Genomic DNA, 23,086 nt, shown 5'->3' on the forward strand with positions numbered 1-23,086 from the left:
CTTCCGCAACGCGCCAAAAGACGACACAGCATCGCCGCCTCGACACCGGACATCCGTCGAATCCACGATTCTCTATGCCTTGCTGCCGAATCGGCCGAACTGAACGGCGCCCAAAGCGGTCATAGTGTTGGCGTCTCGATACTGGGCCTTCACCGGAAGGAGCTTTGCGAGCGGGCCGATGTCGCGGAGCAGCGGCTTGTACCAGTCGAGATTACGCCTCCGATGGTTGTCGAGGCGGCAGCGGGGCTCGAACCGCGGCCACCGCTTCGTCAGCAGCGGAAGGCCGGCCTGATCGAGATCGATTTCGGAGACGGGCGCCGACTGCGGGTCGACCGGGAGGTCGATGCCGCGGCGCTGCGTCGGGTCCTGAATGGTACGCATCCGGGCAAGGCCGCCTTCCTCGACCGCCTTATTTCACCGACCCTGATTGGATCGTTGATCAGATGAGGGTGAGAAGTGTCCACAAGGGCGGTTATGGACACAAGTGTGACTGGGCGGCGACGATCTGCTCCTTCTCCTCCCGCGACCAGCGCCGGCGGCGTTCCACCAGAGGCAGCACCTCAGCTCGCGGCATCGTCATAGCGCTACTCCTAGGATTACCCTATGACCTCCGATCTTCACCGCCGTCACACAAGGCGGTCCTCATCGGGTGGTTACCCTGAATTTGCTGGATCGGCGATGATCCCGCTCCCGAGTGGCGTCCGGGTCACCGGCATCAGTTTCTCGAGGCCCCCCTATTTCACAGTCGTCGTAGCTCGCAACCGCGACCGAATCACAACCGACTGATATCACTCAACTCTTATCGGGTCAGACACTAAGAACGACTAATATGGATGGATATTCGGCGGTGCGGTTCGCCCACGTGGGCGCTCAACCAATAGCATTCCAATCCGGAGCGAACGGTGGCCGTACGAAGCGCTGATCCTTCGGCAGCGCCCCGATCGCGGTACGATCGTCGTCGTCCAATCCGATGCTGCGCGCTTCGAGATTGGCCTTCTGGCTTTCCGACCGGCTGGCTTTCGGGATGACGATGACGCCCTCCTGGTCCAGCAGCCAGGCGACCGCCATCTGCGCGGCGCTGGCGCCGTGCTTGCGGCCGAGCGCGGCCAGCGTCGGGTCGCTCGCCGCCCGACCCTGCGCGAGCGGAGCATACGCGGTCAGCGGAATGCCCTTCTCGCGCAAATAGCCCAGCATGGACGTCTGCGACAGGAAGGGATGGTATTCCAGCTGGACGCTGGCGATCGGCGCACCGATCTCTTCCACCGCGCGACGGATCATCGGCAGGTTGAAGTTGCAGACGCCGACGGCGCGCGTAAGGCCGCGCTCCTGTAGCGAGGTCAGCGCCATGAGCGTCGCCGCCATGTCCATGTCCCGCGACGGCCAGTGGATCATGTAGAGATCGACATGACCAAGCCCGAGCTTACGCAGGCTGGCGTCGAAGGCCCGATGCAACGCATCCGGCGCCAGTTGGTCGTGCCAGACCTTGGTGGTGATGAAGAGGTCGTCGCGCCGGATGCCGGACGCGGCGATGGCGGCGCCGACCGCGGCTTCGTTCTCGTACATCGCGGCGGTGTCGATGTGCCGGTAGCCGATTGCGAGCGCACTCTCGACCACGGGCTGGGCGTCGGCCCCCGGCATGCGGAAGGTGCCGAAGCCGAGGCGAGGGATTGCAACGCCCCTGGTGATGATGGCGTCCATGATATCGTCCTTTCATAGATGACGTTGCGGCGGGACGCAGCCCCGCCGGTGCTTCGCGGGCGCAGGCTGCAGATGTCAGCCGGCCGCTGTGGAGCGGCTCTGGCCGACAAGTTCCGCAACGACGTTTTCGAGTGTCACGGTGCCTTTCTTCGCCGACCGACCGCTGTCCCGGAACGCGATCCAGCCCTCGTTGAATCCGTCGATCATGCGGATCCGGGGCAGCGGATTGCGGGTGCCCTGTCCGCGGAAGATAGCCTCCCAATCGTTGCGCACCACGATCTCGACCCGTACCGGCTGTCCCAGCACCTCGGCGAAGGCCCGAGCGAGGTCGTTCGGCGATATGCGCTGCGGACCTTCCAACTCGACGATCCGCGTTCCGCTCCAAACCTCCCGCAACAACGCCGCCGCCGTGCTGCCAACATCCTGCGTCGCGACCATCGGGAAGGCCTTGTCAGCGGGCTGAAGGAAGCTTCGCAGCACGCCTTCGTCACGCGCGGCGGGAACGTCCCATACCGCATTCTCCATAAACCAGCAGGGCCGGAGGAAGGTGACCGGCAGGCCGAGATCACCCAGGGCTTGTTCCAACAAGGTGCGCTGTGTCAGCAGGTTCTCGTACGGGGCGTCGGCGCCGATGGTCGACAGGCACACCACCTTGGCTGGCCGCGCCTCCGAGAGGGCCGCGGCCAGCGCCTCGATCACGCGCCGCGCTTCCGGAAAGCCAGGTTCGGGATCGAATTCCGACGGCGGCAAGATAAAGACGCCCTCGGCATCGCGGAAGGCGGACGCGAGGCCCGTCGCATCGTCCATCTCAGCAAGGGCGATCTCACAGCCCTGTGCGATCCATGGTCCAGCCTTGGCCTCGTCGCGTAGAACGGCGCGGACAGGCTGCCTGTCGGCAAGCAGGGCGCGCGCCAGGGCACCGCCGACCTTGCCGGTGATTCCGGTGATTGCATACATTTCGGTTCTCCTAAGTTGGGGCACGCGCGGGTTCAGGCGAGCCCGGCATAAAGCTCGCGCTCGAAGGCGCCGTAGAGGGCAACGATCCGCTCGTCGTAGAAGGGCAGAACCTGCGTGAAGAGCGCCCCGGTAACGTGCTTGACCGGATCGAGCCAGAAGTAGCAGTTGAGAAGGCCCGCCCATGAGATGCTGCCCGCCGAGCGGCCGTTCGGCCCGGGCTGCGTGTTGATGTCGAAGGACAGGCCCCATTTGTGCGGCTGGCCGGGGAACTGGTCGAAGCTGCGCGAATAGGGCGCCTGCGCCGAGGGCATCTCGTGGACGTTCAATTCGCCGATCTGGTTCTGCATCATCAGCGCGACCGTCTCCGGACGCAGGATGCGCTTACCGCCCAGCGCGCCGCCGTTCAGCAGCGCCTGCAGGAAGGTTATGTAGTCGCGCGGCGTCGAGAAGGCGCCGCCGCCGCCCATGAAGAACTCCGGCCGCTGAGGCATCTCGAAAGGCGCCGGCTCCAGGCTGCCATCGGGGCGCCGGCTGTGGAAGGTGGCGACGCGCTTCTTCTGCGCGCTGCCGATCAGAAAGCCGGAATCCTTCATGTTGAGCGGGGCAAAGATGTTCTCGCGGAAATAGACTTCCAACGACTGGTCGGAGACGGCTTCCACCAGCTTGCCAACCCAATCCATGCTGATGCCATACTGCCACCGCTCGCCCGGCTCGAATTCGAGCGGCGCCGTGAAGGCGGCGTTCCTGCAGGTGGCAATGTCGGGCATGCCGGTGACCTGCTCGTAGCGGGTCAGCACCTCGCTCCAGATCGAATAGGTGAAGCCGGAGGTGTGGGTGAGCAGGTGCCGCACCTTGATGACGCCTTTGGCCGGTCGCAGGCGCGGCGTGCCGTCGGCGGCGAAGCCTTCGAGGACCTGCGGCGCGGAGAGTTCGGGCAGATACTTGGCCGCATCGTCATCGAGGTTGATGCGGCCCTGCTCGATCAGTTGCATGCAGGCGGTGGCCGTGAACGCCTTGGTCATCGACAGCAGCCAGAACACAGTGTCGACCGACATCGGCGCACCGGTTGCGACGTTCGACTTGCCGAAGGTGCCCTCGTAAACAAGGCCGTCGCGGGTGGCTCCCATGGCAACGACCCCGGCGACGTCGTTGCGGGCAACGCCGCCGCGCAAGGCAGAATCGATCGCTCCCGCGCTCCGCAAGGACGTGGCAGGTCTCTTAGCGGCAAAGGCGGGGCCGGCCGCGTCGAGCGTCAAGAGGGCGGTCAGTAAGCCTCCGCGCTGGAGAATGGTTCTGCGTGACGCCTGGTTCATGGCTGGCCCCTTTGGACGGTCGCAGGAAGGGCGATGTGGCTGCTTGCCCGCGATGGCGTTGCGATGACGCCGTTGTAAGCCGCGCCATATCGTGATTCATGCGCATTAAGATCAATGTTACTGTGACTTATAATCACCATGCTGCAGAGTGGCCGCCGGCGGTGCCACGGAGGAGATGAAATGGGCTTCGACACACGGCTTCTCACCGGCGTCGGCGTCCTTGCGGCGGTCACGGAGGCCGGGAATTTCGCCCGGGCGGCCGAAACGCTCGGCCTGACGCCCTCGGGCGTGAGCCGGGCGGTGGCGCGCCTGGAGGCGCGGGTCGGCGTTCGCCTCTTCGACCGCAATCCACGAGAGGTGAGCCTCACTGAGGAAGGGCGGCGCCTCTATGCGCAGGTGATGCCGCTGCTTGCCGGTCTCGACGAGGCGGTGGCCGAAGTGGCCGGCGCCGCGGCCGTCGTGCGCGGGCGGCTGCGCGTGTCGGTCGACCCCTGGTTCGCCCGCATGGTCCTTGCGCCGACGCTTAAGCAATTCCTGGCGCGCTATCCAATGCTCCAGGTCGATCTGTCCACCAGCAACTATCGCGAGGAGATGATGGCGGGCGTCGACGTCGCGGTACGCTTCGGCCCGCCGGACGGATCATCGCTCATCGTGCGCAAGCTCCTCGAAACACCGATCCTGACGGTCGCCGCGCCAGCGTATCTCAACCGCCATGGCGAGCCGCGCTCGCCCCATGACCTCGTCCATCACGAGGCACTTCTCTTCCGCGATCCACAGACTGGACTGCCGTTCCCGTGGGAGTTCCACCGCGGCGGCGAGATCGTCGAGGTCAAGATTTCAAGCCGCCTGGTGCTCGACGATCCTTCCGTCGCAGTCTCCGCCTGCGTGGCGGGCCAAGGGGTGTTCCAGAGCGTCGCCGTGGGTCTTGCGCCCTTCTTGGAACGCGGCGAACTGGTGCGGATTTTGCCGGATTGGTCGGAGGAGCTTTATCCGCTCTATACATACCACCCCTCGCGCCATCTTCCCCCGGCAAAGGTCAGAGTTTTTCTGGACTTCGTCCAGGAGGTCGCGACCGGATTGTGATCTGCTTGATTTTCGCGTGGCAAGAAATCTTGGGCGAATAAATCAACCGGATCTTTAAAAGCCACGGCGTGATCTTCGGCTACCGGGCGACGATCTCGCATCCGGAGAAGACCGGGGGCGCGATCGTCAACACCGCTTCGGGGTGCGGCACGGGTGGCGACTGAGGCATGAGGCCCCATAACGCCGCCGAGGGCGCCATGGTGAACCTGACGCGAACCCTGGCGCTCGGCCTCGCCCGGAGGGACATCCGCGTGAACTCCGTCTGCCCGAGCCTGACGCACACCAGCAAGATCAAGGGCATGCTGCAGGACGAGGTGCTCGTGGCCAAGTTCGAGCAGCGCATCCCCTTCGGCATACCTTCGCAGCGATCCGCTGCCTCGATCCCAAAACGGCGCATTGGGCTTACGCGTGGTGCTGCCGCCTGTCTCTGTCGATCGTCACCGCCTTCATCAAGGGGGCGCTGTCGACACGCCGCGATGGAGATTGATTCAGCTACGCAGATACCTCAACCGCATCGTCTTCCCAACGACACACGAAAAGGGAGGAGCGGCATTGCAATGACTTGATAGTGCGGATCCGACCGGATCGGTCACGCGGAATTCTGGCTGGCACCGGGTATTGCCTTATCAGGAGCTCAAAACCAATGTCTGCAGCGCCTTCCGGTCGACCTTGCCCAAAGCGTTTCGTGGAATCTCGTGAACTATATGAATACTCTCGGGAATTTTATAGTCGGCCAAAGACCGCCTTGCATATTCCTCGATATCATCGATCGCATTTTCACGCGCATCGCTGGCGAGATGAATGAGCGCAGCCACTTTCTGGCCCTCGATCTCGTCCGGGATTCCAAATACGGCGGCATCGCGTATGGCCGGGTGGCCCAACAGAACCTGCTCGACCTCAACCGGCGAGATGTTCGATCCCGCTCGGACGATTAGGTCCTTCTTGCGGCCCACGAACCACACGTCGTCGCCGTCACCCTTCCGCACTAAATCGCCGGTCGGGAACCAGCCGTCCGACTTAGGATCCTGGATGCGGCCCGGTTCGATCCAGTATCCGGGAGTAACGCTTGGTCCCAGCACCAACATCTCTCCGACCTCTCCATCGGGGACCGTCATGCCACAGTCGTCAACCACGCGGACTTCCAATTCCGGTGGGATGCGGCTGACCGGCCCCAGTTCAAGACCGTAGGCAAACGCGCCTGTCTCAGTCGACCCCCAAAAAGTGCGCAAGGGAAGTCCGAAAACCTCGGAAAACGCCCGCTGTATCTCGAGGGAACAAACGTCTCCGACGCTCCGGCAACTCCGTAACGTCGACACGTCACGACTGTCAGCGCGCTGACGAATCAACATTTGAGCGAACATCGCGGGCGTGCCGATCATCCAACTGCAGTGGTGTACCGAAATTGCGGCCAATACGGTATCCGCATCAAAGCGCTCGAAGAGCGCAATCGGAGCGCCACTCTCGATGCAGAATATGGAGGAGACAAGAGCGGCGATGTGGACCAACGGCATGGCGATGATGGCAACATCTTCTCGATCAACCCCAAGATGTCCAGTGATCTTGCTGAATGCTGATAGGGTCGCATGCGTATGTACCACGAACTTGGGTTCGCCGGTGGTGCCGGAGGTCGCGAGCAGTACAGCAAGCTCACCGGCATCAGGATGATTGAAATCCATCCCTAGCCCCGTGTCATCTAACAGCCTGTCCCAGTCTTGAGCGCCCGCATTCTCGCCAATACCGACGACAAAGCGCGCGCCATCTGCCAAAATCTCGGATTCCACTGTCGCAACCTGAGGGTAGAGCTGTGCTTCGCCAAGGTAGATCGCCGGCCGCAGCCGCTCCAGGAGCGACCGCAGTTCCGCTGTCTTGCACCTGATGTTCAGCGGTGCTGCGATCGCACCTATACGGAAGCAGGCATAGTATGAAACCAGTAGTTCTGGGATGTTGGTCATATGCAGCGCAACGCGATCGCCTGCACAAATACCATGAGCCCGCAACCCGACCGCAAGTCGGTTAACTTTCAACGCGAACCAATCATAGCTGTAGTGATTGTTCCTGGAAATAAATGCCACGGATTCAGGGCAGGTTTTTGCCCGCGAATAAAGTCCATCAGTTAACATCGCAGATCTTCCTTTTGGCTTGATGTCAAGGCCGGATATTCGTCAATGTCGCGCTATCCCTTCGCCGGAAGCTGAAGAGCGTTGATCTGACGTTTTCAGCCCCGGGCCGAGAATTATCGCACCGAGTCGAGGTGAGTTTCGGGGTCGCTTACACGGACCAATCCGAACCCTGTGTCTCATGTGCCCAACATCGCGACAGTGGAGTCAGGATGGGAGCCGCGCGCTACCGGAGCGTTACGAAGTCGGGATCAAACGGCGACGAACGCAATACTGGGGCACTTCCGAGTTCGCGCGACGGAACGAATTGTTGGCAGCCCTAGGACGTCATAGGTCGGGTCCGTCAGAACGCTTCGATGCCGTAACGGTCGCTAGAAGGCAGGATCAGACCGGCGCCGAATTCACAGCGCCACTCGTGCGCTTTTCCAATGGTGCTCGCTGATACGAGCCGGCTCATCGCCTGGCACCGTTACCCCACGGGTTCGCGCCCTCTTGACGAAGTGTTGTATATGCACCACCTTGTCGTTATGGACACGCGGACTCTCTCGCTCGAGCGGCAGGCGCTGGTGCGGGAAGTGAAAGAAACCTGCATGATCGCGCGAACGAGGCTGATCTCGCGAGTGATCACCAATATCTTCGACGAGGAATTGCGGCCGCTCGGCCTGCAGTCCTCGCAACACATTCTGCTCAACTCGATCATGCGGAAAGGCTCGGCGACGCGCGCGGAAATCGGCCGCGCCAACCACCTTGATCGCTCGACCCTTACGCGGAACCTCAAGGTGATGCTTGAGGCGGGTTGGATCGAAGAGGTTGCCGAACAGGCCCATGGTCGCCAGCGTCCCTTGCGTCTCAGTCGGCTCGGAGAGGAACTGCTGTTCTCATCGATCGCGGCGTGGCGGGCGGGTCAGGCCCGCGCGGCCAAGGTGCTTGGCCAGGCCGGCATGGACGCAATCAAGCAGGTCGCGGACGAAATTCTGAGCAGCTGACGCAAAAAAAGCGCCTTCCGCTGTTGCATATGCATCATCAGGAATTATATGATGCATATGCAACATGGCGAGCTGATCGCGAGATCGATCGCCGGCGGCGCAACCAACCAGGGCGATCCGATGACAACCATTCTCGTGACCGGCGCGACGGGGGACACTGGCCGCCCCACGGTGAAAGAGCTCCTCAAGAAGGGATTCAAGACCCGGGCCCTGGCTCGCCGTGAAGACGACCGTTCCCAGGAGTTGGCTGCCTTGGGCGCCGAGATCGTCTACGGCGACATGATGAGCCTGCGCGACATCCGGCTGGCCATGGACGGCGTCCGGCGCGCTTATTTCTGCTTCCCGCTCGCGGAAGGCCTTGTGGAAGCCGGCGTGATCTTCGCGCAAGCGGCCAGGGAGCAGCATGTCGAGCACATCGTGAACTTGTCGCACAAGCAGTCGCGCTCCCATGCGCGCAGCAAGGCGACCCAGAACCACTGGCTGTCGGAGCAGGTCTTCGACTGGTCGGGCACCCCGACCACGCATCTGCGCATCACCTTTTTCGCCGAGTGGCTGCTTTACATCTCCTCGCAGATTCAGCGTGGGCGCTACGCAATGCCGTACAACAGGGAAAGCCGTTTCGCGCCGCTGGCCGCAGCGGACATAGCCAAGATCGTCGCCAATATCCTGGAAAAGCCGAAAGGACACGGCGGCCAAGCCTACCAACTGCACGGTCCGAAGGAATACAGCCACGAAGAGTTGGCCGCGGAAGTCAGCCGCGTGCTGGGCGTCGACCTGCCATACGAACACGTGACGGTGTCGGTCTTCCTGGAACGCCTCGGCCTGGAAAATCAGACCGCTCTGCGTCGTCATTTCGAGGCGGTGGCCATCGACCAGCAGGAGGGGCGCCTGGCCGGCCTTGACGACATCGGCGTGAAGATCATTGGCGGCCCGCTGATGACCGTCGAGGACTTCATCAACGCGAACCGGACGCACTTTGTCCTCGAGGCCTAAGAGCCCCGGCCAGCCATGCGGCAATGCAACTGACGCTGCTGGAGCCCATGACCGCCGAGGGCGTCGGGTGGCATCCATGTGAGCCATGCGAGGTTAAACCAGCGTTGCTCACCCGTCCGCTTCACCGCTCGCCTATCCGCTATCTTCCGAGGTCGTGCGGAAACGCGCGTTTGGTAGGTGCCGCCAGGTTTCATCGTCGTGCGGCCGTTGAAACTGGCTCGGCAGTTCGAATGTCACGGGCGGATGGCCTGCAGCAAGCCCGCCAGACCCAGGATGGACACGACGGGCTTGAAGTTGGAGGTGAGGAGTTGGAGGCTCATCTCGATGCTAACCCGGGTCAGGAAGTGGGTGGCTCCCGTCCAGGCCTTTGGGGCGCCGAATGGATGCTCGGCCATCTTGCCTCGGACAGGTATGGCATTCGGCGCCCGGTCCAATTGCTCCCGCAAGGCATCGATGTTGGCCTCGTGCTTTCAGCGTTGATGAAGATACGGATGCTTGCGGGGGTACCCGGGCCGCGCGGTCTCGAAATACCGGCATCCACTCTTACGGTGTTGGCCGCAAGCCTGCTGATGGAGTCCGCGCCGCCGGCCGTGGTCGCGATGTTTCGGCTGTGAATATCTGAGGCCGAGCATGCGACCGAGGTAGATCTGGAACTGCAGTGTGTCCGGACAGGTGGTCAGCGCGCACTCACCTGCCTGCTCGGGCACGCCCAATCTGAACATCTCGCGGGTGTCGGCGACCCCGCCGTCGTGGGGATACAATGCCTCGCATTGTTCGGCGAGGACGTGATGACCGGTTTGCTTTTCTACAGCTCGCCCGGAGGGAAGCCAGCAAAGCACAGACAAAGCCGTGACCGCCTTTCAGCAGATTCACACGAATTCTAAATATACACTTCATTGTTCGCAAAAATGGTGAAACCCCGTGATGACACATCGGCAGGCCGATAAGGTCGCACCGATCTAAATTCTATGAACTTATGTTGCTGGCCCGTAGAAATAAAAATCAAATTTGATTAAATATTGGAAATATTTCAAGCGTAGCTTCAAGCATATAGTTAAGTAATGCTTTTGAAATAGCCATACAATAATATTAACCATCGATCGTCAGGCAGGAAGGAAATGACTAAACAGTCGTTTCCGAGTTCGAGTGACCTTGCGCAGATCCACCCCCGATCTCCTAAGGTCCAAAACTTACGGGTAACCGGGAAATCTCGGCTTGTCCGAGAGAGCTTTGGCCTGCGGTGGCGGTATCTTCGCTTCGGCCTTCTCGCGCTCATCCTGCCCGCTCGCCCACATCAGGTGTATCAAATGCGACATCTTGAACAGAGCCTTCCTTCGCCTCGAGAACTATATGCGTCTGACCAAGAGAATAAGCGATCGAATCACAAGCGCTCGCGCGGCGAAAGGCCGTATCGAACGATCGCCATATCGAGCCTCGGGACGGTGCTGGAGTACTATGACTATATCATATTTGTATTTTTCGTGAAGACTATCGGCCAGATATTCTTTCCGCCGTCTATTCCCGATTGGGTAACGCAGGTTGCGGCTTTCGGAATTTTTGCCGCCGGTTATCTGGCGCGTCCGTTCGGTGGAATTGTGCTCGCCCACTATGGCGATCTGCTGGGCCGGAAGAGGATGTTCGTCCTCACCATCGCGATCATGACGTCATCCTCGTTGGGCATTGCAGCAATGCCGACCTACGCCGGTATCGGGATCGCGGCGCCGATTGTGCTTCTTGTCTTTCGATTGCTGCAGAGCGCGGCCGTCGGTGGGGAAGTTCCGGGCGCCTGGACCTTCGTGGCTGAGCATGTACCGCGCCATCGGGTGGGGCTTGCCTGTGCGATGATGTCGAGCAGTGTCGTCATGGGGATTTTTCTCGGGTCTCTGACGGCTATCGCGATAAATTCATGGTTTTCAGTGAGCGATGTGCAGAGCTTTGCTTGGCGGTTGCCATTTCTGGTGAGCGGATGCGCCGGGGCGCTATCCATGTTCGTCCGGCGATACCTTGCCGAGACGCCGGCATTCGAAGAATTGAAACGGAAACGGGCTCTGGCGACTGAATGGCCGCTTCGGATAGTGCTCAAGCGCCATTTGTTCGGTGTCGCGATCTCTTTCGCCTTGGGTTCGTTTCTGACAGCCGGCCTGGTTGTCCTGTACTTGATGACCCCCACCCTGCTGCAAACCCTTTATGCGATCACCCCACTCGCTGCTCTGCAAGCCAACCTTCTGGCAACCGGTGTCGTCATTGCATCAACGATCGCCGCGGGGTTTGTGGTCGATCGGGTCGGGGGCGAGTGGTTTCTTGTCGTTGGCAGTATCGGCTTTGGTGTGTCGGTATGCGTGTTGTTCGAAGGAATGCTCTACCATCCGAATTGGTTGCTTGTTCTGTATGCCCTGGCCGGATTCTGTTCTTCGGTGTTTGTCGCGGTTCCCTATCTGATGATTAATAGCTTCCCACCTTCTGTCAGATACACGGGCGTCGCGCTGTCATATAACATGGCATCCGCGATATTTGGAGGGATGACGCCAATCATCGTGACCTATGGTCTGCGAATCGATCGAATGGCACACATGCATTACCTGATATTTGCGTGTGCTTTGGCCACTACAGTCGGACTGGTGCTGCTGGGGAGATCGAAGGGCCGACTTTAGATTCAGGCCATGTCTCTAAGCCTGCCTCGCCACGATCTAGAACCCGGGCCCCTTACAGCCGGCAGCCATCGACTGTCGAGCCGCTGAGGGACGGCCCCACATCCAAGTAACGTGCGGCGGCCGCCGGCGGCGGGTCGTGAGACCCCTGCGGCGCAGCCCCAAGGAAAAAGACAATGACAGATCATACCATCTGGGCAGCGCTGGCTGCCGGAACCGACGCGCGCGGGCTGTCCGGGCTTCTGTTCGCCAGGGCGGCCGCGGCCCCCGACGCGGTCGCCTTCGAGTTCGGCGACGAAATCTGGACCCGCGGCCGCCTCGCGGCCGAGGTCGAGCATATGGCGAGGGCCCTGTTGGCGATTGGCCTGCAAGCTGGCGACCGTATCGTCTTTCACATGAGGAGCAGCCCGGAGCTGGCGATCGGCTACTACGCGTGCTTCGCCACGGGGATCGTCGCGGTGCCGATGAAGGCGGAGCTGAAGACCGCCGAACTGGAGGCCCTGTTCCGACGGCTCCGGCCCGCTCTGTACATCGGACACCCGGATCTGCACGGCAAGGTCGTCGGCATCGATGACGAGATCCTTGCACCCAAGCGTCGACTGGCAATCAATTCCGCGGCCGAACTCCGGGCCTGGGCGACCAGGCCTGCCACCGCCGGCGGACTGGCGAATTCGGTCGACCTCGACGCGCCGGCTGTCATGCTCTGCACCTCCGGCACGACGGCGGAGCCGAAATTCGTCGTCCAATCCCAGAACACGCTGGCCCACGCCGTGGCGATGCTTGTGGCAACGCCCCTGGACAGCGAGATGTGGATGCTGGCGCCCAGTCCCATGATGCACATGTCCGGCTTGATGGCAGTGGTGAGGTCTCTGTCGGTCGCCATGCCCTTCGTGCTGATGCGGCGGTTCGATGCCGACGAGGTGCTTGATGCGATCGCGCGCCATCGCAGCACCTACATGACCGGCATCGCCTATATGTTCAGCGAACTGGTCGAGGCGCAAAAGGCGCGGCAGCACGACATCGGCCCGAGCCGCATTTTCGTCTCGACCGGGGATGCCGTGTCGATCGAGCTGCAGCGCCGGTTCAGGGAGGTGTTCGGCGTCCGGCTGCATTCTGTCTGGGCGGCGACGGAGGCGGTGGGCTCGCTGGCGCCCGGCCCGGTCGACGGTCCGGTCAGCACCCCCTCGCCGCGGGCGGAGTACCGGCTCGTCGACAACCATGGCGAGCCCGTCCGGCCCGGTCAGGTCGGCGAGTTGCTGCTGCGCGGGCCCAACGTCACCCCCGGCTACTGGATCGCGCCTGGGACCATCGACAGTGCCCGATCGAACGGATGGTTCCACACCGGCGACCTGATGCGGCAGGACGACAGGGGAAACCTGTGGTTCATCTCGCGCAGGAAAGAGCTGATCATCCGCGGCGGATCGAACATCTCGCCGGTGGAGGTCGAGCAGGTCCTGAAATCCAATCCGGCGGTGCGGGACGCCGCTGTCGTTGGAGTACCGGACGCCGTTCTCGGCCAGCGCATGTGCGCGCTGGTGCAGCTGGCGGCCGGCTACGGCCAAGCGGACCTGCCGGATATCCTCGATCACGCAACCGCAAGGCTGGCCGACTACAAGGTTCCCGAGAAGCTCTTGATCGTGGTCGCCATCCCACGCAACACGCTCGGCAAGGTCGACCGCCGTGCTGCCTCGGCCATGGTGCAGGGCTGACACCAGACACGGCTCAACAATCGCCGACGTGCATGTGCGCGAGCAAGACACCGCTCGCACTACAATGGCGGCTCCACCGTCACCGCAAGAGATGCTTAGAAGTGGTACCAGACTTCGAACTGATGCTCCCGCTTCTGCCTGGCGACCAACTCCACATTGCCGCGCCGGTCGCACCGGAACTTCAAAGCTGCGGGCCTGGGCGCAAGGAGATTGCGGGCAGAAGATCGCGTGACCGACACCGCGCGTCCCGGCCGATTGGGAGTTTCTGTTTAGAATAGAATATCACTGTTCCTCAGATTTGCATAGGTATTACAACCTTATAACGGGCTGGTACTCCGCTGGTTCCGGCGAATTTCTATTGTAAATCGCGAATTGAACATTACCAATATTTGATTATACTTCTGATATCTGCATGATTACAGAAGTGTGTCAGGCAAATCTGAACGCAGACACAGCTTATCTACAGGGAGAGTGGTTCGTAATGTGCGACATCAAATACCGCACCGTTGATATCCATGGCGTCCGCATCTTCTACCGGGAGGCCGGATCGACTGGCGCGCCAAAGCTGCTCCTGCTGCACGGGTTTCCCTCCTCAAGCCACATGTTCCGAGACCTGATCCCGCTTTTGACAGACCGGTTCCACTTGGTGGCGCCCGACCTCCCGGGCTTCGGACGGTCGGAGATGCCGCGCCGCGAAACCTTCCGGTACAGCTTCGACGGAATCGCCCAGGTCATGGAACGATTCACTGAAGCCATTGGCTTTAACTGCTTTGCGATCTATCTCTTCGACTACGGCGCACCCATCGGATTCCGACTGGCGCTCTGGCATCCCGATCGGATCACCGCGATCATCTCGCAGAACGGCAACGCCTACGAGGAGGGTCTGAGCGAGAGCTGGAACCCAATCCGGGCTTATTGGCAGGACCCGTGCGGCACCAGTCGCCAGGCCCTGCGCGCGTTTCTGACACCTGAGGCCACCCGTTGGCAATACATGAATGGCGTGGCTAACGACAATGTAGTCTCCCCTGACGGGTTCTCGCTCGACAGCTTCTATCTGGCTCGACCAGGGGCGGACGACGTGCAACTTGACCTATTCCTCGACTTCGCCAGTAACGTTGCGCTTTACCCGAAATTCCAAGCGTATTTCCGCGACCGGCGCCCGCCGCTCCTGGCAGTCTGGGGACGCAACGACCCTTTCTTCTTGCCGGCTGGCGCCGAGGCGTTCAAGCGCGACCTGCCCGATGCCGAGGTCCGCTTCCTCAACACCGGGCACTTCGCCCTGGAGACCCATTCCGCCGAGATCGCCGGTGCGATCCGGGTCTTTTTCGCCCGCTGACGCAACCGATGGCTCTATGCTTGAGCCTTAAGCCTCGCGTCCCTCTGCGTCGAGCCAACCCACCTGGCTCGCGCGACCGGGATCATCCGACTGTCGCCGCTCGGGCATGCCCCCAGCTTGCCATCACCATCGTGAGCAGACACACCATGACGAGTTCCGTCGCCATCGACATCGGTGTCGGCCAGGGGATCGGGCGCGCCACTACCTGAACCGCCCCGGGTTTGTCGAGGGCCATTGTGCTTGGGTCACGGTGCCAGAGTGGGTGCCTCGGTTCGCGTGTAGTAGCCCGCTTCGGCTTCAGCGGGAGGGATGTCTCCGATCGGCTCGCGACGGCGGCTGTTGTTGAACCAATCGACTCATTCGAGGGTGGCCAACTTGACCGCCTCGGCGTTGCGCCAGGAGCCGCGGTGCCAGGTCAGCTCGGCCTTGTAGAGGCCGTTGATGGTCTCGGCCAGGGCGTTGCCCTGGCTGTCGCCGATGCTGCCGGCGGACGGCTCGACGCAGACCTCGACCACGCGCTCGCCGACGTACTGCGCATCGCGGAGGCTGTGGTGGATGGGGCCGGCCCGGCCGATCGGGCGCCGAGCGAAGACGTAGATGACGAAACCGACGTAGAGAAAACCCTGCCAGGTCCAGACATAGGCGAAGTCCGAGACCCAAAGCCGGTTTGGCCGGTCAGCCTGGAACTGCCGGTTAAGCCGGTCCGCTGGGCAGGGCGCCGCTGCATTGGAGACGGCGGTCTTCATCGTCTGGCCGCGCACCCCGATAGCTAGGCCCATCCGGCACATTGGCCGCTCGCCGTTGCAGCGAGCCATGGTGACGCGGTCGCAGCACTAGTCTCCGGCAAACCCGGGGCGGTTCGAGCCGACAAGTCGTTCGTGTGCAGATCTTCTGGGCTTGCGAGTGCCCTATGGACATGCCTCCGTCTTACCAGGTCTCCTTGAAGGGCCTGATCTCAACGTTGAATGACCAGGCACTTCGCGGTTGGTGCACAACGTGCCACACCTCGTCCGCGATCTCATCGGGCTGGATGAAATGGTCATCCGGCGCGTCCGGCAGGCGCTGGCGTGTCCACTCAAGATCGATCACGGCGTCGATCACAACGTAGGCGACGTGGACGCCCTTGGGACCAAGTTCGCGCGCCATCGATTCCGCAAGGATCCGTTGCGCAGCCTTGGTGGGGGCAAAGCCGGCGAAATTGGATTTGCCGCGCAGCGCCGATGTGTTTCCTGTCGCAACGATCGCGCCTCGGCCTCGCTGGATCATGCCAGGGGCCAGACGTCGGGCCAATGTCAGAAACGCCATCACGTTGGTCTGGAAATTGCGCTCCAGGTCGGCCGGATTGATCTCCTGGAACGTGCCGAATACGGCGCTCACCGCGTTGTGGATCAGGACCTCGGCCGGGCCGAGATCCGCCTCGATGCGATCCAGTGTGGCAAGGATCTCCCCAGCGTGCGTCACATCGACGGCATATCCCCGCGCGTCCGGCAGTTCCTGCTCGAGCGCTTGCAGCCGATCCTCCCCGCGCGCGAGCATGGCCACTCTGTAACCGCCTGAGGTAAAGCGCCGGGCGAGGGAGGTGCCCGTGCCGGGGCCTACACCTGAGATTATGGCGAGCTTGCGGTCCGTCTTCATGCTCCCGCCCCTCCGATCCGGCCGGCGGCAACGCTCTCGCGCACCGCATCCATTCGGTCATTGCCGAAGAACATCTCATCTCCGACGAAAATGATCGGCACCCCGAACACCCCTCGCTCGATCGCCTCATCATCGAGATCCTTAAGGCGCCGAGTGATCGCTTCGCTCTCCGCCATCGCGAACAGATCGCGGGGTAGGCCATGCTTGCTCAGAAAGTCTTGGCGCCCCTCAGGCGTTACGAGATCGGCCTCCCCTGCCCACATCGCCTCGAAGAGCGCCCCGTGCGCGGTATCGAATGTGCCGGTGTCCATCGCGGCCAGCGCCAGTCGCGAGAGGAAGGATGGATCGACCACGCCGCTTCCCAATGCCTGATACAGGTCGAGATTAGGCGTGAATAGAACGCCGAGACGCCTTGCATTGCGTGTTGAATCAAGTATCGCATATTTCAGCTTGGCCGGACATGCCGGAGTCGGGTGATTGTTCAGGGCCTTCATTACCCGATATGCGTCAAGAGGCTTGTATTTCGCTGCGATCGGCACACCGCGCAACTGGAAGTCGGCGAGATAAGCATAGGGGCTCCGATAGTCGTAGAAGAACTCGAGAGACATGGTATTGGTCCTGACCATTTACGACGAGGAGAGATTTGCGGGAATAACCAGGACCGATCGGTATTTCAGGGCGATGTCAAAAAACAGGGGAAAGGCTACGCCCGTTACAAATGGCAAGCGCTTCCTGTCAGTGCGAGATCCCATGGCCAACCTCTTTCCCCGCCGCCGAGATCACTCCACCGCCGCTGACTTCCGCTCCGCTCGTACCAGAGCGCTCCTGATATCGAACCAGGTCGGGGGCCTCGGCCGCGCTGCATGAGTCCAAGCACCGTCTGTGCAACAGAATCTGTCCGCAGCTCGGACTGACGGTGGCCCCTGGACGTATTCAACGCCAGGGGCACTGCCGCCGCATGCAAGAATTCCGAAGTCCCAGATCAAACAGGCTGACCGGGGTGAGTGACGGCAGGGCGTTGGCGTTCAATCTCCGCTTCAGCGATATGCAGGGCTTCTGCGCTGCAATGCACCGAGTGCTTTCCCACGAAGAGACTGTGAGGGTGTGCGGGCGCGGATCCGAACATGAAGGTTGTATTCCTGGTTGCGGTAACCGCGATCGCGTTGTCACTACGATCAAAGACAGCCACCTCTCCATTTCGTAGAACTGGTTGCATCCCTAATTCCCCCTCCGCAACCGCTAGCCAAGCGACATCATGCCCCGGAGGCGGCTGATGGCGCCACTGCTCGCCTTTTCGCAGTTCAACAGCGAAATAATCAACCGGTCCGAATGGTGGGATGGGACTAAGCGCGTCCTCATAACATCCAAGTAGTACACTCACTGGGCCACGCCTCTGCACGTCGGCCGCAGGGAAAGTCTCGCTTTGGGGTGGATCGAGTTCCTGGTCGGGAGAAAGCGCAATCCAAAGTTGGAATCCCCTTACGTGTGAGCCGACATCGGGAGTTGTCTTGTGCCAAACACCCTTGCCCGCCTTCATCCACTCGATTCCGCCGGGCTCAATACAATGCGCGACACCGGTCGTGTCTTCTACGTGCGCGGAGCCTCCAAATAGATAGCCCAATGTCACAATTCCCGAGTGCGGATGCAGGGGAAAACCAGTCCCCTCGCCCACCGGGCCTCCGCTGTCGACGTGATCGAGAAATACAAACGGCTTTAGAAGCTCGCCCTCACTGGACGGGCTAAAAAGGCGAGTAATTCTTCCATTCTTCTGACTATGTAATCGCTTAACGATGCCGCGGATTGTCATGGATTCGTCCCCGTGTCCCTGATAATTCTTCAACTAGATGTGTTCCAGCACGATCTTGCGGCAAAGAAATTTCCCAGTGCCATCGCAGGTGAAGAGTTAGATGCTAAGGCCAGATGACTGAAGCGGCTCAATTGGTCTTGGCACCTTCGAAGGCAACGCGGCTGGCCCTTCTTTTGTAAGCAACGCCGGCCACGCGAAGTATCATTAGCATCACGAAGATATGTTACGCTTTCGAGACAGATCTCGCGCAATTTGGTTGCGTCTGCAATTGTGAAACTGAACAACTGGCGACGGCACTCGCATTTTTGCGACAAATCGTTGTAAATTCATTAAGTTGTCATGAGCATTCAGGCGCTCTCGCTCAAGCGGCAAGCAAGGTCACCTGCTTGACGGGGCAGGGGAATCGCCGACCGAGCGTGGCACGCGCATCGCGGAGGTCAACTTTCACAGTCAGAGACGGACGGACTCCGATGAAGATGGAACGCTACCTGTCGCGGAAGCCGGCTCGAAGGCCCTCGGCGACCTCGCGAAGGATCTCCTCGGACAGCGCTTCATCGTCAACGGCTCGGGCAAGAACCAGTCCGCCGACAAGCGCTGCAGTGTGGCCTGCTGCCGGTTCTGTGGACAGTCGGTTAGGCTAATCCGACCTTCTTTTCGAACTCGACCGGGGTGATGTAGCCGATGGTCGAGTGCCTGCGAACGGCATTGTAGAAGCGCTCGATGTAATCGAACACGTCGGCACGAGCATCGTCGCGTGTCCGGTAAACCCTGCCTCTGATCCGCTCGGTCTTCAGCGACGAGAAGAAGCTGTCCATCGCGGCATTGTCCCAGACATTGCCAGAGCGGCTCATCGAGCAGGTGACGCCGTTGTCGGTCATGAGCTTCTGGAACTGCTCGCTGGCATACTGGCTGCCCTGGTCCGAATGGTGCAGCAGGGCGTCAGGCTTTCCCCGACGCCAGATCGCCATCATCAGCGCATCGGTCACGAGCCCGGCGGTCATTTCGGCCTTCATCGACCAGCCCACCACACGCCGGGAGAAGAGGTCGATGACGGCTGCAACGTAAAGCCAACCCTCTGCGGTCCAGATATATGTGAAGTCGGCGATCCAGCGCTGGTTCGGACGCTCGGCATGGAACTCCCGGCCGAGCGTATTCGGCGCGATGGCCGATCGCTGGCCATCATCCCTGGGCAGGCTGCGCCGACGCGGCCTGGCGCGCAAAGCCTGGGCACGCATCAGCCGCTCGATGCGATGCAGGCCGCAATCGATGCCTTCCGCCAGCACGTCCCGCCAGACACGCCTGGCACCATAGGTCCGATCCGAACCAAGAAAGCTCGCCCGGACCCTGTTGCCAATCTCCTCGTCGTCGCGTGCTCGACGGCTCGGTGACCGGTTGAGCCAGGCATGGAAGCCCGAGCGCGACACATCCAGCGCTTCGCAAAGCCATGCCACCGGCCAGATCCCCCGGTGCTTCGCAATGAACGTGAACCTCATGTCACGTCCTTCGCGAAGTAGGCTGCGGCCTTTTTTAGGATGTCGCGCTCCGTCTTGAGCTTGGCCACCTCTCGCCGCAGCTTCTCGATCTCAAGCTGCTCCGGCTTCATCTGACCGTGGCCGGGAAAGGCCTGCACAGGATCGGCCGAGAAGAGCTTCACCCATTTGCGCAGCTGGTTCTCATGGACATCCAAATCCCGAGACGCCTGCGCCACACTAACCCCGCGATCCTTGATCAGTCGCACAGCCTCGATCTTGAACTCACGCCCAAACTGTCTTCGCCTCATACGCCACCTCCGGCTTCATGAAACAACCAATCTCGGTGTCCACGAAACCGGCAGCAGGCCACACCGAGCTCGTTGGAAACCCGGTCGGGGATTGCAGCCTCTCCAAGCTCGCCAGCCGAGTTGGGATGTCGGAACGGCCCTTGAAGGTCAATCTGGAACGCCAGATCGGTTGTCAGGCCGCCGCTATAGTTGGAACTGCAGTCGGCGCGACAGCACGATGCCCGCCGCTCCTCTCAGGGTGGCCAGGCCCCTCTGGTCGGTCAGCAGCACGCGGGGATCACTGCCGGGGCGCGGCGGGACCAAGCGGCTGACATGTGCCTCGATTGCGGCCCGCAGCGGCTCGCCGGCCTCGACCACTTCGCCATGCAGCACGAAATGGTTGGGGGCCAGTGTCTGCTGGAGGTTGGCGATGCCGACGGCAATGTTGCGCGCATATAAGTCCAGGAGCCGCCCGGCCGCCTCGGAGCCGGCGTCGGCCTGCCCGGCGAGCAGGGCAGGGGTCATCTCCTCGGCCCCAGCCAGGCCGGCGGCCCGCGCTTGGCGCCGCAGCCAGCCGATGGTCGCGACCGTCTCCCAGCAGCCGCGGCGGCCACAGGCGCAGATCTCGCCATCGATCTGAACGAAGGTGTGGCCCAGTTCGCCGCCCGCGCCGGCCGGCCCGCTTTGCAGGTGCCCGTCCAGTTGCAGGGCGCCGCCGATCACGTCGGACAGGTACAGCACAGCGAAGGTGCGCAGGCTGCGGCCGATGCCAAACCAGCGGTCGGCCAGCAGCAGCGCCCGCGGGTGATGGTCGAGATAGACTGGCAGGCCTGTCTGCTCCTCCAGGACCGCGCCGAGGGCGAGGCCGGAGAGGACCGGCGCCAGGTTGACCTTGACGATGACACCTCGGTCCGTATCGATCATGCCGGTGGCGCCGACGCCAATGCCGAGCGGTGGCTGCCGGGCGGTCGACAGGGTGCGCGCCAGGCTCTCGGCGATGGCCGCGACCGCCTGGCCGGGGGCGCCGCCATCCGTGGGGAACTCGGCGCGTTCGAGGGCCGTGATCTCGCCGGACCAGGACACCAGCGCGGTGCGGACCGAGCCGTGGCTCAGCGCCACCGCCCCGATCTGCGGCGCATCGCGCGAGAACTGCAGCGGCCGGGCCGGCTTGCCGCCGGTGCCGCCGGACGAGGCGGGCTCGCCCTCCACCAGGATGCCATCGTCGATCAATGGCTGGACGATGCCGGTGATGGTGGCCCGGTTCACCCCGATATGGCGGGCCAGGTCGGCGCGGCTGGTCGGGCCGAGGTCGAATAGCGACTGCAGCAAGCGGCCGCGGTTGAGGTCGCCCATCCTGGATGGGGACAGCAGGGACGGGGGCCTTGGTTTCACCCCGTCGCTCGGCGCGCCGGCCGACGGCGGGGCGGCCTCCTCGGCAGTGCCGCCCGCCATTCCTGACATCTTTCCAATCGACATATCCTGCTCTTCCATGGGCGCGGGTAGGGCCCGGCCTCCCGACAGTCTATCGGCGGCGGCGCGCGATGCGGAACGCTCCTCGCCCCGTCCTTCCGTTTAAACGCTCTCTGCACGGTTTCCGCGTTGACGGCAAGTATGTTTGGAGCTAGAACAAACATACTATGAAGCGAGCCCGCGCCGGCGGCCATGCCGGATGGAAGCAAGCCCAAAAAATCACAGGAGAGGCGAATGGATAAGGATCTATTGGGTCATTATCTGATGTCCCGCCGTCGTCTGCTGCAGGGCGCGGCCCTGGGGTCGGGCGCCGCCTTCGCGGGGCTCGGCAGCCGGTTTGCCCACGCCGCGCCGGCCACGCCCCTGAGCTTCATCGGCTGGCAGTTCCAGCCGCAGATCGTCGAAGAGAACGTCAACACCTTCAAGTCGCTGTACGACGAGGCCGTCAATTACGAGCTGGTGACCGGCGACTACCACCCGGTGGTCGAGACCAAGCTGACCGGCGGCCAGCGCATCGACATGCTGTATGCCGAGGAGGACCACATCGCCCGCTGGTGCACGGCGGAGTGGACCCGGGACCTCGAGGGGCTGGACGGGGTCGACGAGATGAAGGCCGGCATGTTCCCGGTCAGCGTCAAGTCGATGTCGCTGCCGAACGGCAAGCTGGCGGGGCTGCCCTATTACGCCGGGCACAACGCCTTCATCTACAATGAGGAGCATCTGCAGAAGGCCGGCCTCCAGGTGCCGGACAGCTGGGATTCGCTGCTCGACGCCTGCCGCAAGCTGAAGAAGGACGGCATCTCGGACGCGCCCTACAACAGCGCCTGGGGCCAGAAATGGCCGGAGCTGTCCTGGAGCATCTTCTCCTGCTGGTACGCGGAAGGCGCGCCGGTCTTCGACGCGAAGAACGACTTCGTCGACGACGCCGCGCTGCGCAAGGTGCTGGAGACGCACCAGGCCCTGTACAAGGAGCAACTGGTGGCGGCCGACATCATGACGCTGCCCAATGAGGGAGTGCCCAGCTACGCCACCGGCCGCCACACCTTCATGGTGCTGCACGACTACGACCAGAAGGTCGCCAACGATCCCAAGCTCTCGAAGGCGGCCGGCAAGGTGAAGAACGCCCTGATGCCGGGCAAGACCAAGTCGACCTTCGCCTGGACCGCTGTCTACATGATGGGGGCGCAGCCGACCGATATCGACCGGACCTGGACCCTGCTGCGCTTCTTCGGCGGCAAGTCCAAGGACGGCCAGTACCATGTGATCAAGCGCTGGGCGCTCGATTTCGGCCTCGGCTCCGCCTACAAGGAAGTGATGGCCGATCCCGAAGTCGTCGCCAGCTTCGGCAAGTGGCGCGACCTCGCCGTCACCAACAAGCAGCTCGAACTCGCCACTTCCCGCGACATCGCCAAGCAGATCTGGTTCCCGGAATGGGACCTGTTCATGATGCAGCGGGTGCAGGAATACATCCGCGGCTCCATGTCGACCGACCAGATCGTCGACGAACTCGGCAAGAAGGTGGCCGAGCTGAAGCAGCAGTACCAGTAGCCAGCAGGAATGGCGGTCGCGGCCATG

The 23,086-nt window shown here is 62.1% G+C and carries 19 protein-coding genes and 1 pseudogene; 8 read left to right on the forward strand and 12 right to left on the reverse strand.

Going from position 1 to position 23,086, the window contains the following annotated elements:
- Positions 1–72: 72 nt before the first annotated feature.
- The 4 genes from AB4112_RS24600 to AB4112_RS24615 all read right to left on the reverse strand — a co-directional run bounded on the left by AB4112_RS24600 (position 73) and on the right by AB4112_RS24615 (position 3,911).
- The gene (locus AB4112_RS24600; protein ID WP_441723531.1) at positions 73–381 is read right to left on the reverse strand and encodes a hypothetical protein; all 309 of its coding nucleotides are present in this window, start codon (positions 379–381) and stop codon (positions 73–75) included.
- Between the two features lie 489 nt (positions 382–870).
- Complete coding sequence (locus AB4112_RS24605; protein ID WP_441723532.1) at positions 871–1,698, reverse strand: aldo/keto reductase; 828 nt, start codon at positions 1,696–1,698, stop codon at positions 871–873.
- A 75-nt stretch (positions 1,699–1,773) separates the two neighbouring features.
- Entirely contained in the window at positions 1,774–2,655 is an 882-nt protein-coding gene (locus tag AB4112_RS24610; RefSeq protein WP_441723533.1) for an NmrA family NAD(P)-binding protein, read from the reverse strand.
- Positions 2,656–2,687: 32 nt separating this feature from the next.
- Positions 2,688–3,911, reverse strand: coding sequence for a serine hydrolase domain-containing protein (locus AB4112_RS24615; protein ID WP_441723534.1), 1,224 nt, complete (start codon positions 3,909–3,911; stop codon positions 2,688–2,690).
- A gap of 237 nt (positions 3,912–4,148) precedes the next feature.
- Between AB4112_RS24615 and AB4112_RS24620 the strand changes: the two genes are divergently transcribed.
- Together AB4112_RS24620 and AB4112_RS24625 are read left to right on the forward strand one after the other, a co-directional pair.
- The gene (locus AB4112_RS24620; RefSeq protein ID WP_441723535.1) at positions 4,149–5,051 is read left to right on the forward strand and encodes a LysR family transcriptional regulator; all 903 of its coding nucleotides are present in this window, start codon (positions 4,149–4,151) and stop codon (positions 5,049–5,051) included.
- A gap of 167 nt (positions 5,052–5,218) precedes the next feature.
- The gene (locus tag AB4112_RS24625) at positions 5,219–5,617 is read left to right on the forward strand and encodes an SDR family oxidoreductase (protein WP_441723536.1); all 399 of its coding nucleotides are present in this window, start codon (positions 5,219–5,221) and stop codon (positions 5,615–5,617) included.
- A gap of 60 nt (positions 5,618–5,677) precedes the next feature.
- Here the strand turns inward: AB4112_RS24625 and AB4112_RS24630 are convergent, their stop codons facing one another.
- Positions 5,678–7,171, reverse strand: coding sequence for a class I adenylate-forming enzyme family protein (locus tag AB4112_RS24630; RefSeq protein WP_441723538.1), 1,494 nt, complete (start codon positions 7,169–7,171; stop codon positions 5,678–5,680).
- Between the two features lie 506 nt (positions 7,172–7,677).
- On the opposite strand from AB4112_RS24630, the gene AB4112_RS24635 reads away from it, so the two are divergent.
- On the forward strand, positions 7,678–8,154 hold the full coding sequence (locus tag AB4112_RS24635) for a MarR family winged helix-turn-helix transcriptional regulator (RefSeq protein WP_441723540.1): 477 nt from the start codon (positions 7,678–7,680) through the stop codon (positions 8,152–8,154).
- 51 nt (positions 8,155–8,205) lie between these two features.
- Complete coding sequence (locus AB4112_RS24640) at positions 8,206–9,147, forward strand: NmrA family NAD(P)-binding protein (RefSeq protein WP_441723542.1); 942 nt, start codon at positions 8,206–8,208, stop codon at positions 9,145–9,147.
- Between the two features lie 233 nt (positions 9,148–9,380).
- Here the strand turns inward: AB4112_RS24640 and AB4112_RS24645 are convergent, their stop codons facing one another.
- Complete coding sequence (locus AB4112_RS24645) at positions 9,381–9,542, reverse strand: hypothetical protein (protein ID WP_309792172.1); 162 nt, start codon at positions 9,540–9,542, stop codon at positions 9,381–9,383.
- Positions 9,543–10,454: 912 nt separating this feature from the next.
- On the opposite strand from AB4112_RS24645, the gene AB4112_RS24650 reads away from it, so the two are divergent.
- The 3 genes from AB4112_RS24650 to AB4112_RS24660 all read left to right on the forward strand — a co-directional run bounded on the left by AB4112_RS24650 (position 10,455) and on the right by AB4112_RS24660 (position 14,840).
- Positions 10,455–11,798 carry an MFS transporter gene (locus AB4112_RS24650; RefSeq protein ID WP_441723545.1) on the forward strand — a complete coding sequence of 448 codons (1,344 nt, stop codon included), beginning with the start codon at positions 10,455–10,457 and terminating at the stop codon, positions 11,796–11,798.
- 173 nt (positions 11,799–11,971) lie between these two features.
- Positions 11,972–13,504, forward strand: coding sequence for a class I adenylate-forming enzyme family protein (locus AB4112_RS24655; RefSeq protein WP_441723547.1), 1,533 nt, complete (start codon positions 11,972–11,974; stop codon positions 13,502–13,504).
- Between the two features lie 481 nt (positions 13,505–13,985).
- Positions 13,986–14,840: an alpha/beta fold hydrolase gene (locus AB4112_RS24660; protein ID WP_441723549.1), complete on the forward strand. Its 855-nt coding sequence runs from the start codon at positions 13,986–13,988 to the stop codon at positions 14,838–14,840.
- A 245-nt stretch (positions 14,841–15,085) separates the two neighbouring features.
- Here the strand turns inward: AB4112_RS24660 and AB4112_RS24665 are convergent.
- The 6 genes and pseudogenes from AB4112_RS24665 to AB4112_RS24690 form a co-directional block, all read right to left on the reverse strand.
- Positions 15,086–15,655: pseudogene (locus AB4112_RS24665) on the reverse strand (IS3 family transposase); the annotation flags it as partial.
- Between the two features lie 112 nt (positions 15,656–15,767).
- Positions 15,768–16,475 carry an SDR family NAD(P)-dependent oxidoreductase gene (locus AB4112_RS24670; RefSeq protein ID WP_441723551.1) on the reverse strand — a complete coding sequence of 236 codons (708 nt, stop codon included), beginning with the start codon at positions 16,473–16,475 and terminating at the stop codon, positions 15,768–15,770.
- A complete protein-coding gene (locus tag AB4112_RS24675) occupies positions 16,472–17,083 on the reverse strand; it encodes a 2-hydroxychromene-2-carboxylate isomerase (protein WP_309792177.1) in 612 nt (203 codons plus the stop codon). Before AB4112_RS24675 ends, AB4112_RS24670 begins: the two co-directional genes overlap by 4 nt.
- A gap of 374 nt (positions 17,084–17,457) precedes the next feature.
- Positions 17,458–18,282, reverse strand: a complete 825-nt coding sequence (locus tag AB4112_RS24680; RefSeq protein WP_441723553.1) for a pirin family protein — start codon at positions 18,280–18,282, stop codon at positions 17,458–17,460.
- Between the two features lie 632 nt (positions 18,283–18,914).
- Positions 18,915–20,062, reverse strand: a protein-coding gene (locus tag AB4112_RS24685) for an IS3 family transposase (RefSeq protein WP_309792179.1) whose coding sequence is annotated in 2 segments (ribosomal slippage) — positions 18,915–19,813 and positions 19,813–20,062 — 1,149 coding nt in all. Because the reading frame shifts where the segments join, the coding sequence is not laid out codon by codon here.
- A gap of 183 nt (positions 20,063–20,245) precedes the next feature.
- A complete protein-coding gene (locus tag AB4112_RS24690) occupies positions 20,246–21,493 on the reverse strand; it encodes an ROK family transcriptional regulator (protein WP_309792180.1) in 1,248 nt (415 codons plus the stop codon).
- A 282-nt stretch (positions 21,494–21,775) separates the two neighbouring features.
- On the opposite strand from AB4112_RS24690, the gene AB4112_RS24695 reads away from it, so the two are divergent.
- Complete coding sequence (locus AB4112_RS24695; RefSeq protein ID WP_309792181.1) at positions 21,776–23,059, forward strand: ABC transporter substrate-binding protein; 1,284 nt, start codon at positions 21,776–21,778, stop codon at positions 23,057–23,059.
- The last annotated feature ends 27 nt before the right edge of the window (positions 23,060–23,086 follow it).

The organism is Inquilinus sp. 2KB_23, from assembly GCF_052115705.1.
GTDB classification, from domain to species: Bacteria; Pseudomonadota; Alphaproteobacteria; order DSM-16000; family Inquilinaceae; genus Inquilinus; species Inquilinus ginsengisoli_A.

Excerpts from the sequence above, each read along its gene's own strand:
- AB4112_RS24610 (WP_441723533.1), bottom strand. The coding sequence starts at position 2,655 with ATGTATGCAATCACCGGAATCACCGGCAAGGTCGGCGGTGCCCTGGCG.
- AB4112_RS24675 (WP_309792177.1), bottom strand. The coding sequence starts at position 17,083 with ATGTCTCTCGAGTTCTTCTACGACTATCGGAGCCCCTATGCTTATCTC.
- AB4112_RS24640 (WP_441723542.1), top strand. The coding sequence starts at position 8,206 with ATGCATATGCAACATGGCGAGCTGATCGCGAGATCGATCGCCGGCGGC.
- AB4112_RS24635 (WP_441723540.1), top strand. The coding sequence starts at position 7,678 with ATGCACCACCTTGTCGTTATGGACACGCGGACTCTCTCGCTCGAGCGG.
- AB4112_RS24690 (WP_309792180.1), bottom strand. The coding sequence starts at position 21,493 with ATGGCGGGCGGCACTGCCGAGGAGGCCGCCCCGCCGTCGGCCGGCGCG.
- AB4112_RS24660 (WP_441723549.1), top strand. The coding sequence starts at position 13,986 with ATGTGCGACATCAAATACCGCACCGTTGATATCCATGGCGTCCGCATC.
- AB4112_RS24670 (WP_441723551.1), bottom strand. The coding sequence starts at position 16,475 with ATGAAGACGGACCGCAAGCTCGCCATAATCTCAGGTGTAGGCCCCGGC.
- AB4112_RS24655 (WP_441723547.1), top strand. The coding sequence starts at position 11,972 with ATGACAGATCATACCATCTGGGCAGCGCTGGCTGCCGGAACCGACGCG.
- AB4112_RS24605 (WP_441723532.1), bottom strand. The coding sequence starts at position 1,698 with ATGGACGCCATCATCACCAGGGGCGTTGCAATCCCTCGCCTCGGCTTC.
- AB4112_RS24645 (WP_309792172.1), bottom strand. The coding sequence starts at position 9,542 with ATGGCCGAGCATCCATTCGGCGCCCCAAAGGCCTGGACGGGAGCCACC.
- AB4112_RS24650 (WP_441723545.1), top strand. The coding sequence starts at position 10,455 with ATGCGACATCTTGAACAGAGCCTTCCTTCGCCTCGAGAACTATATGCG.
- AB4112_RS24630 (WP_441723538.1), bottom strand. The coding sequence starts at position 7,171 with ATGTTAACTGATGGACTTTATTCGCGGGCAAAAACCTGCCCTGAATCC.
- AB4112_RS24625 (WP_441723536.1), top strand. The coding sequence starts at position 5,219 with ATGAGGCCCCATAACGCCGCCGAGGGCGCCATGGTGAACCTGACGCGA.
- AB4112_RS24620 (WP_441723535.1), top strand. The coding sequence starts at position 4,149 with ATGGGCTTCGACACACGGCTTCTCACCGGCGTCGGCGTCCTTGCGGCG.
- AB4112_RS24695 (WP_309792181.1), top strand. The coding sequence starts at position 21,776 with ATGTCCCGCCGTCGTCTGCTGCAGGGCGCGGCCCTGGGGTCGGGCGCC.
- AB4112_RS24680 (WP_441723553.1), bottom strand. The coding sequence starts at position 18,282 with ATGACAATCCGCGGCATCGTTAAGCGATTACATAGTCAGAAGAATGGA.
- AB4112_RS24600 (WP_441723531.1), bottom strand. The coding sequence starts at position 381 with ATGCGTACCATTCAGGACCCGACGCAGCGCCGCGGCATCGACCTCCCG.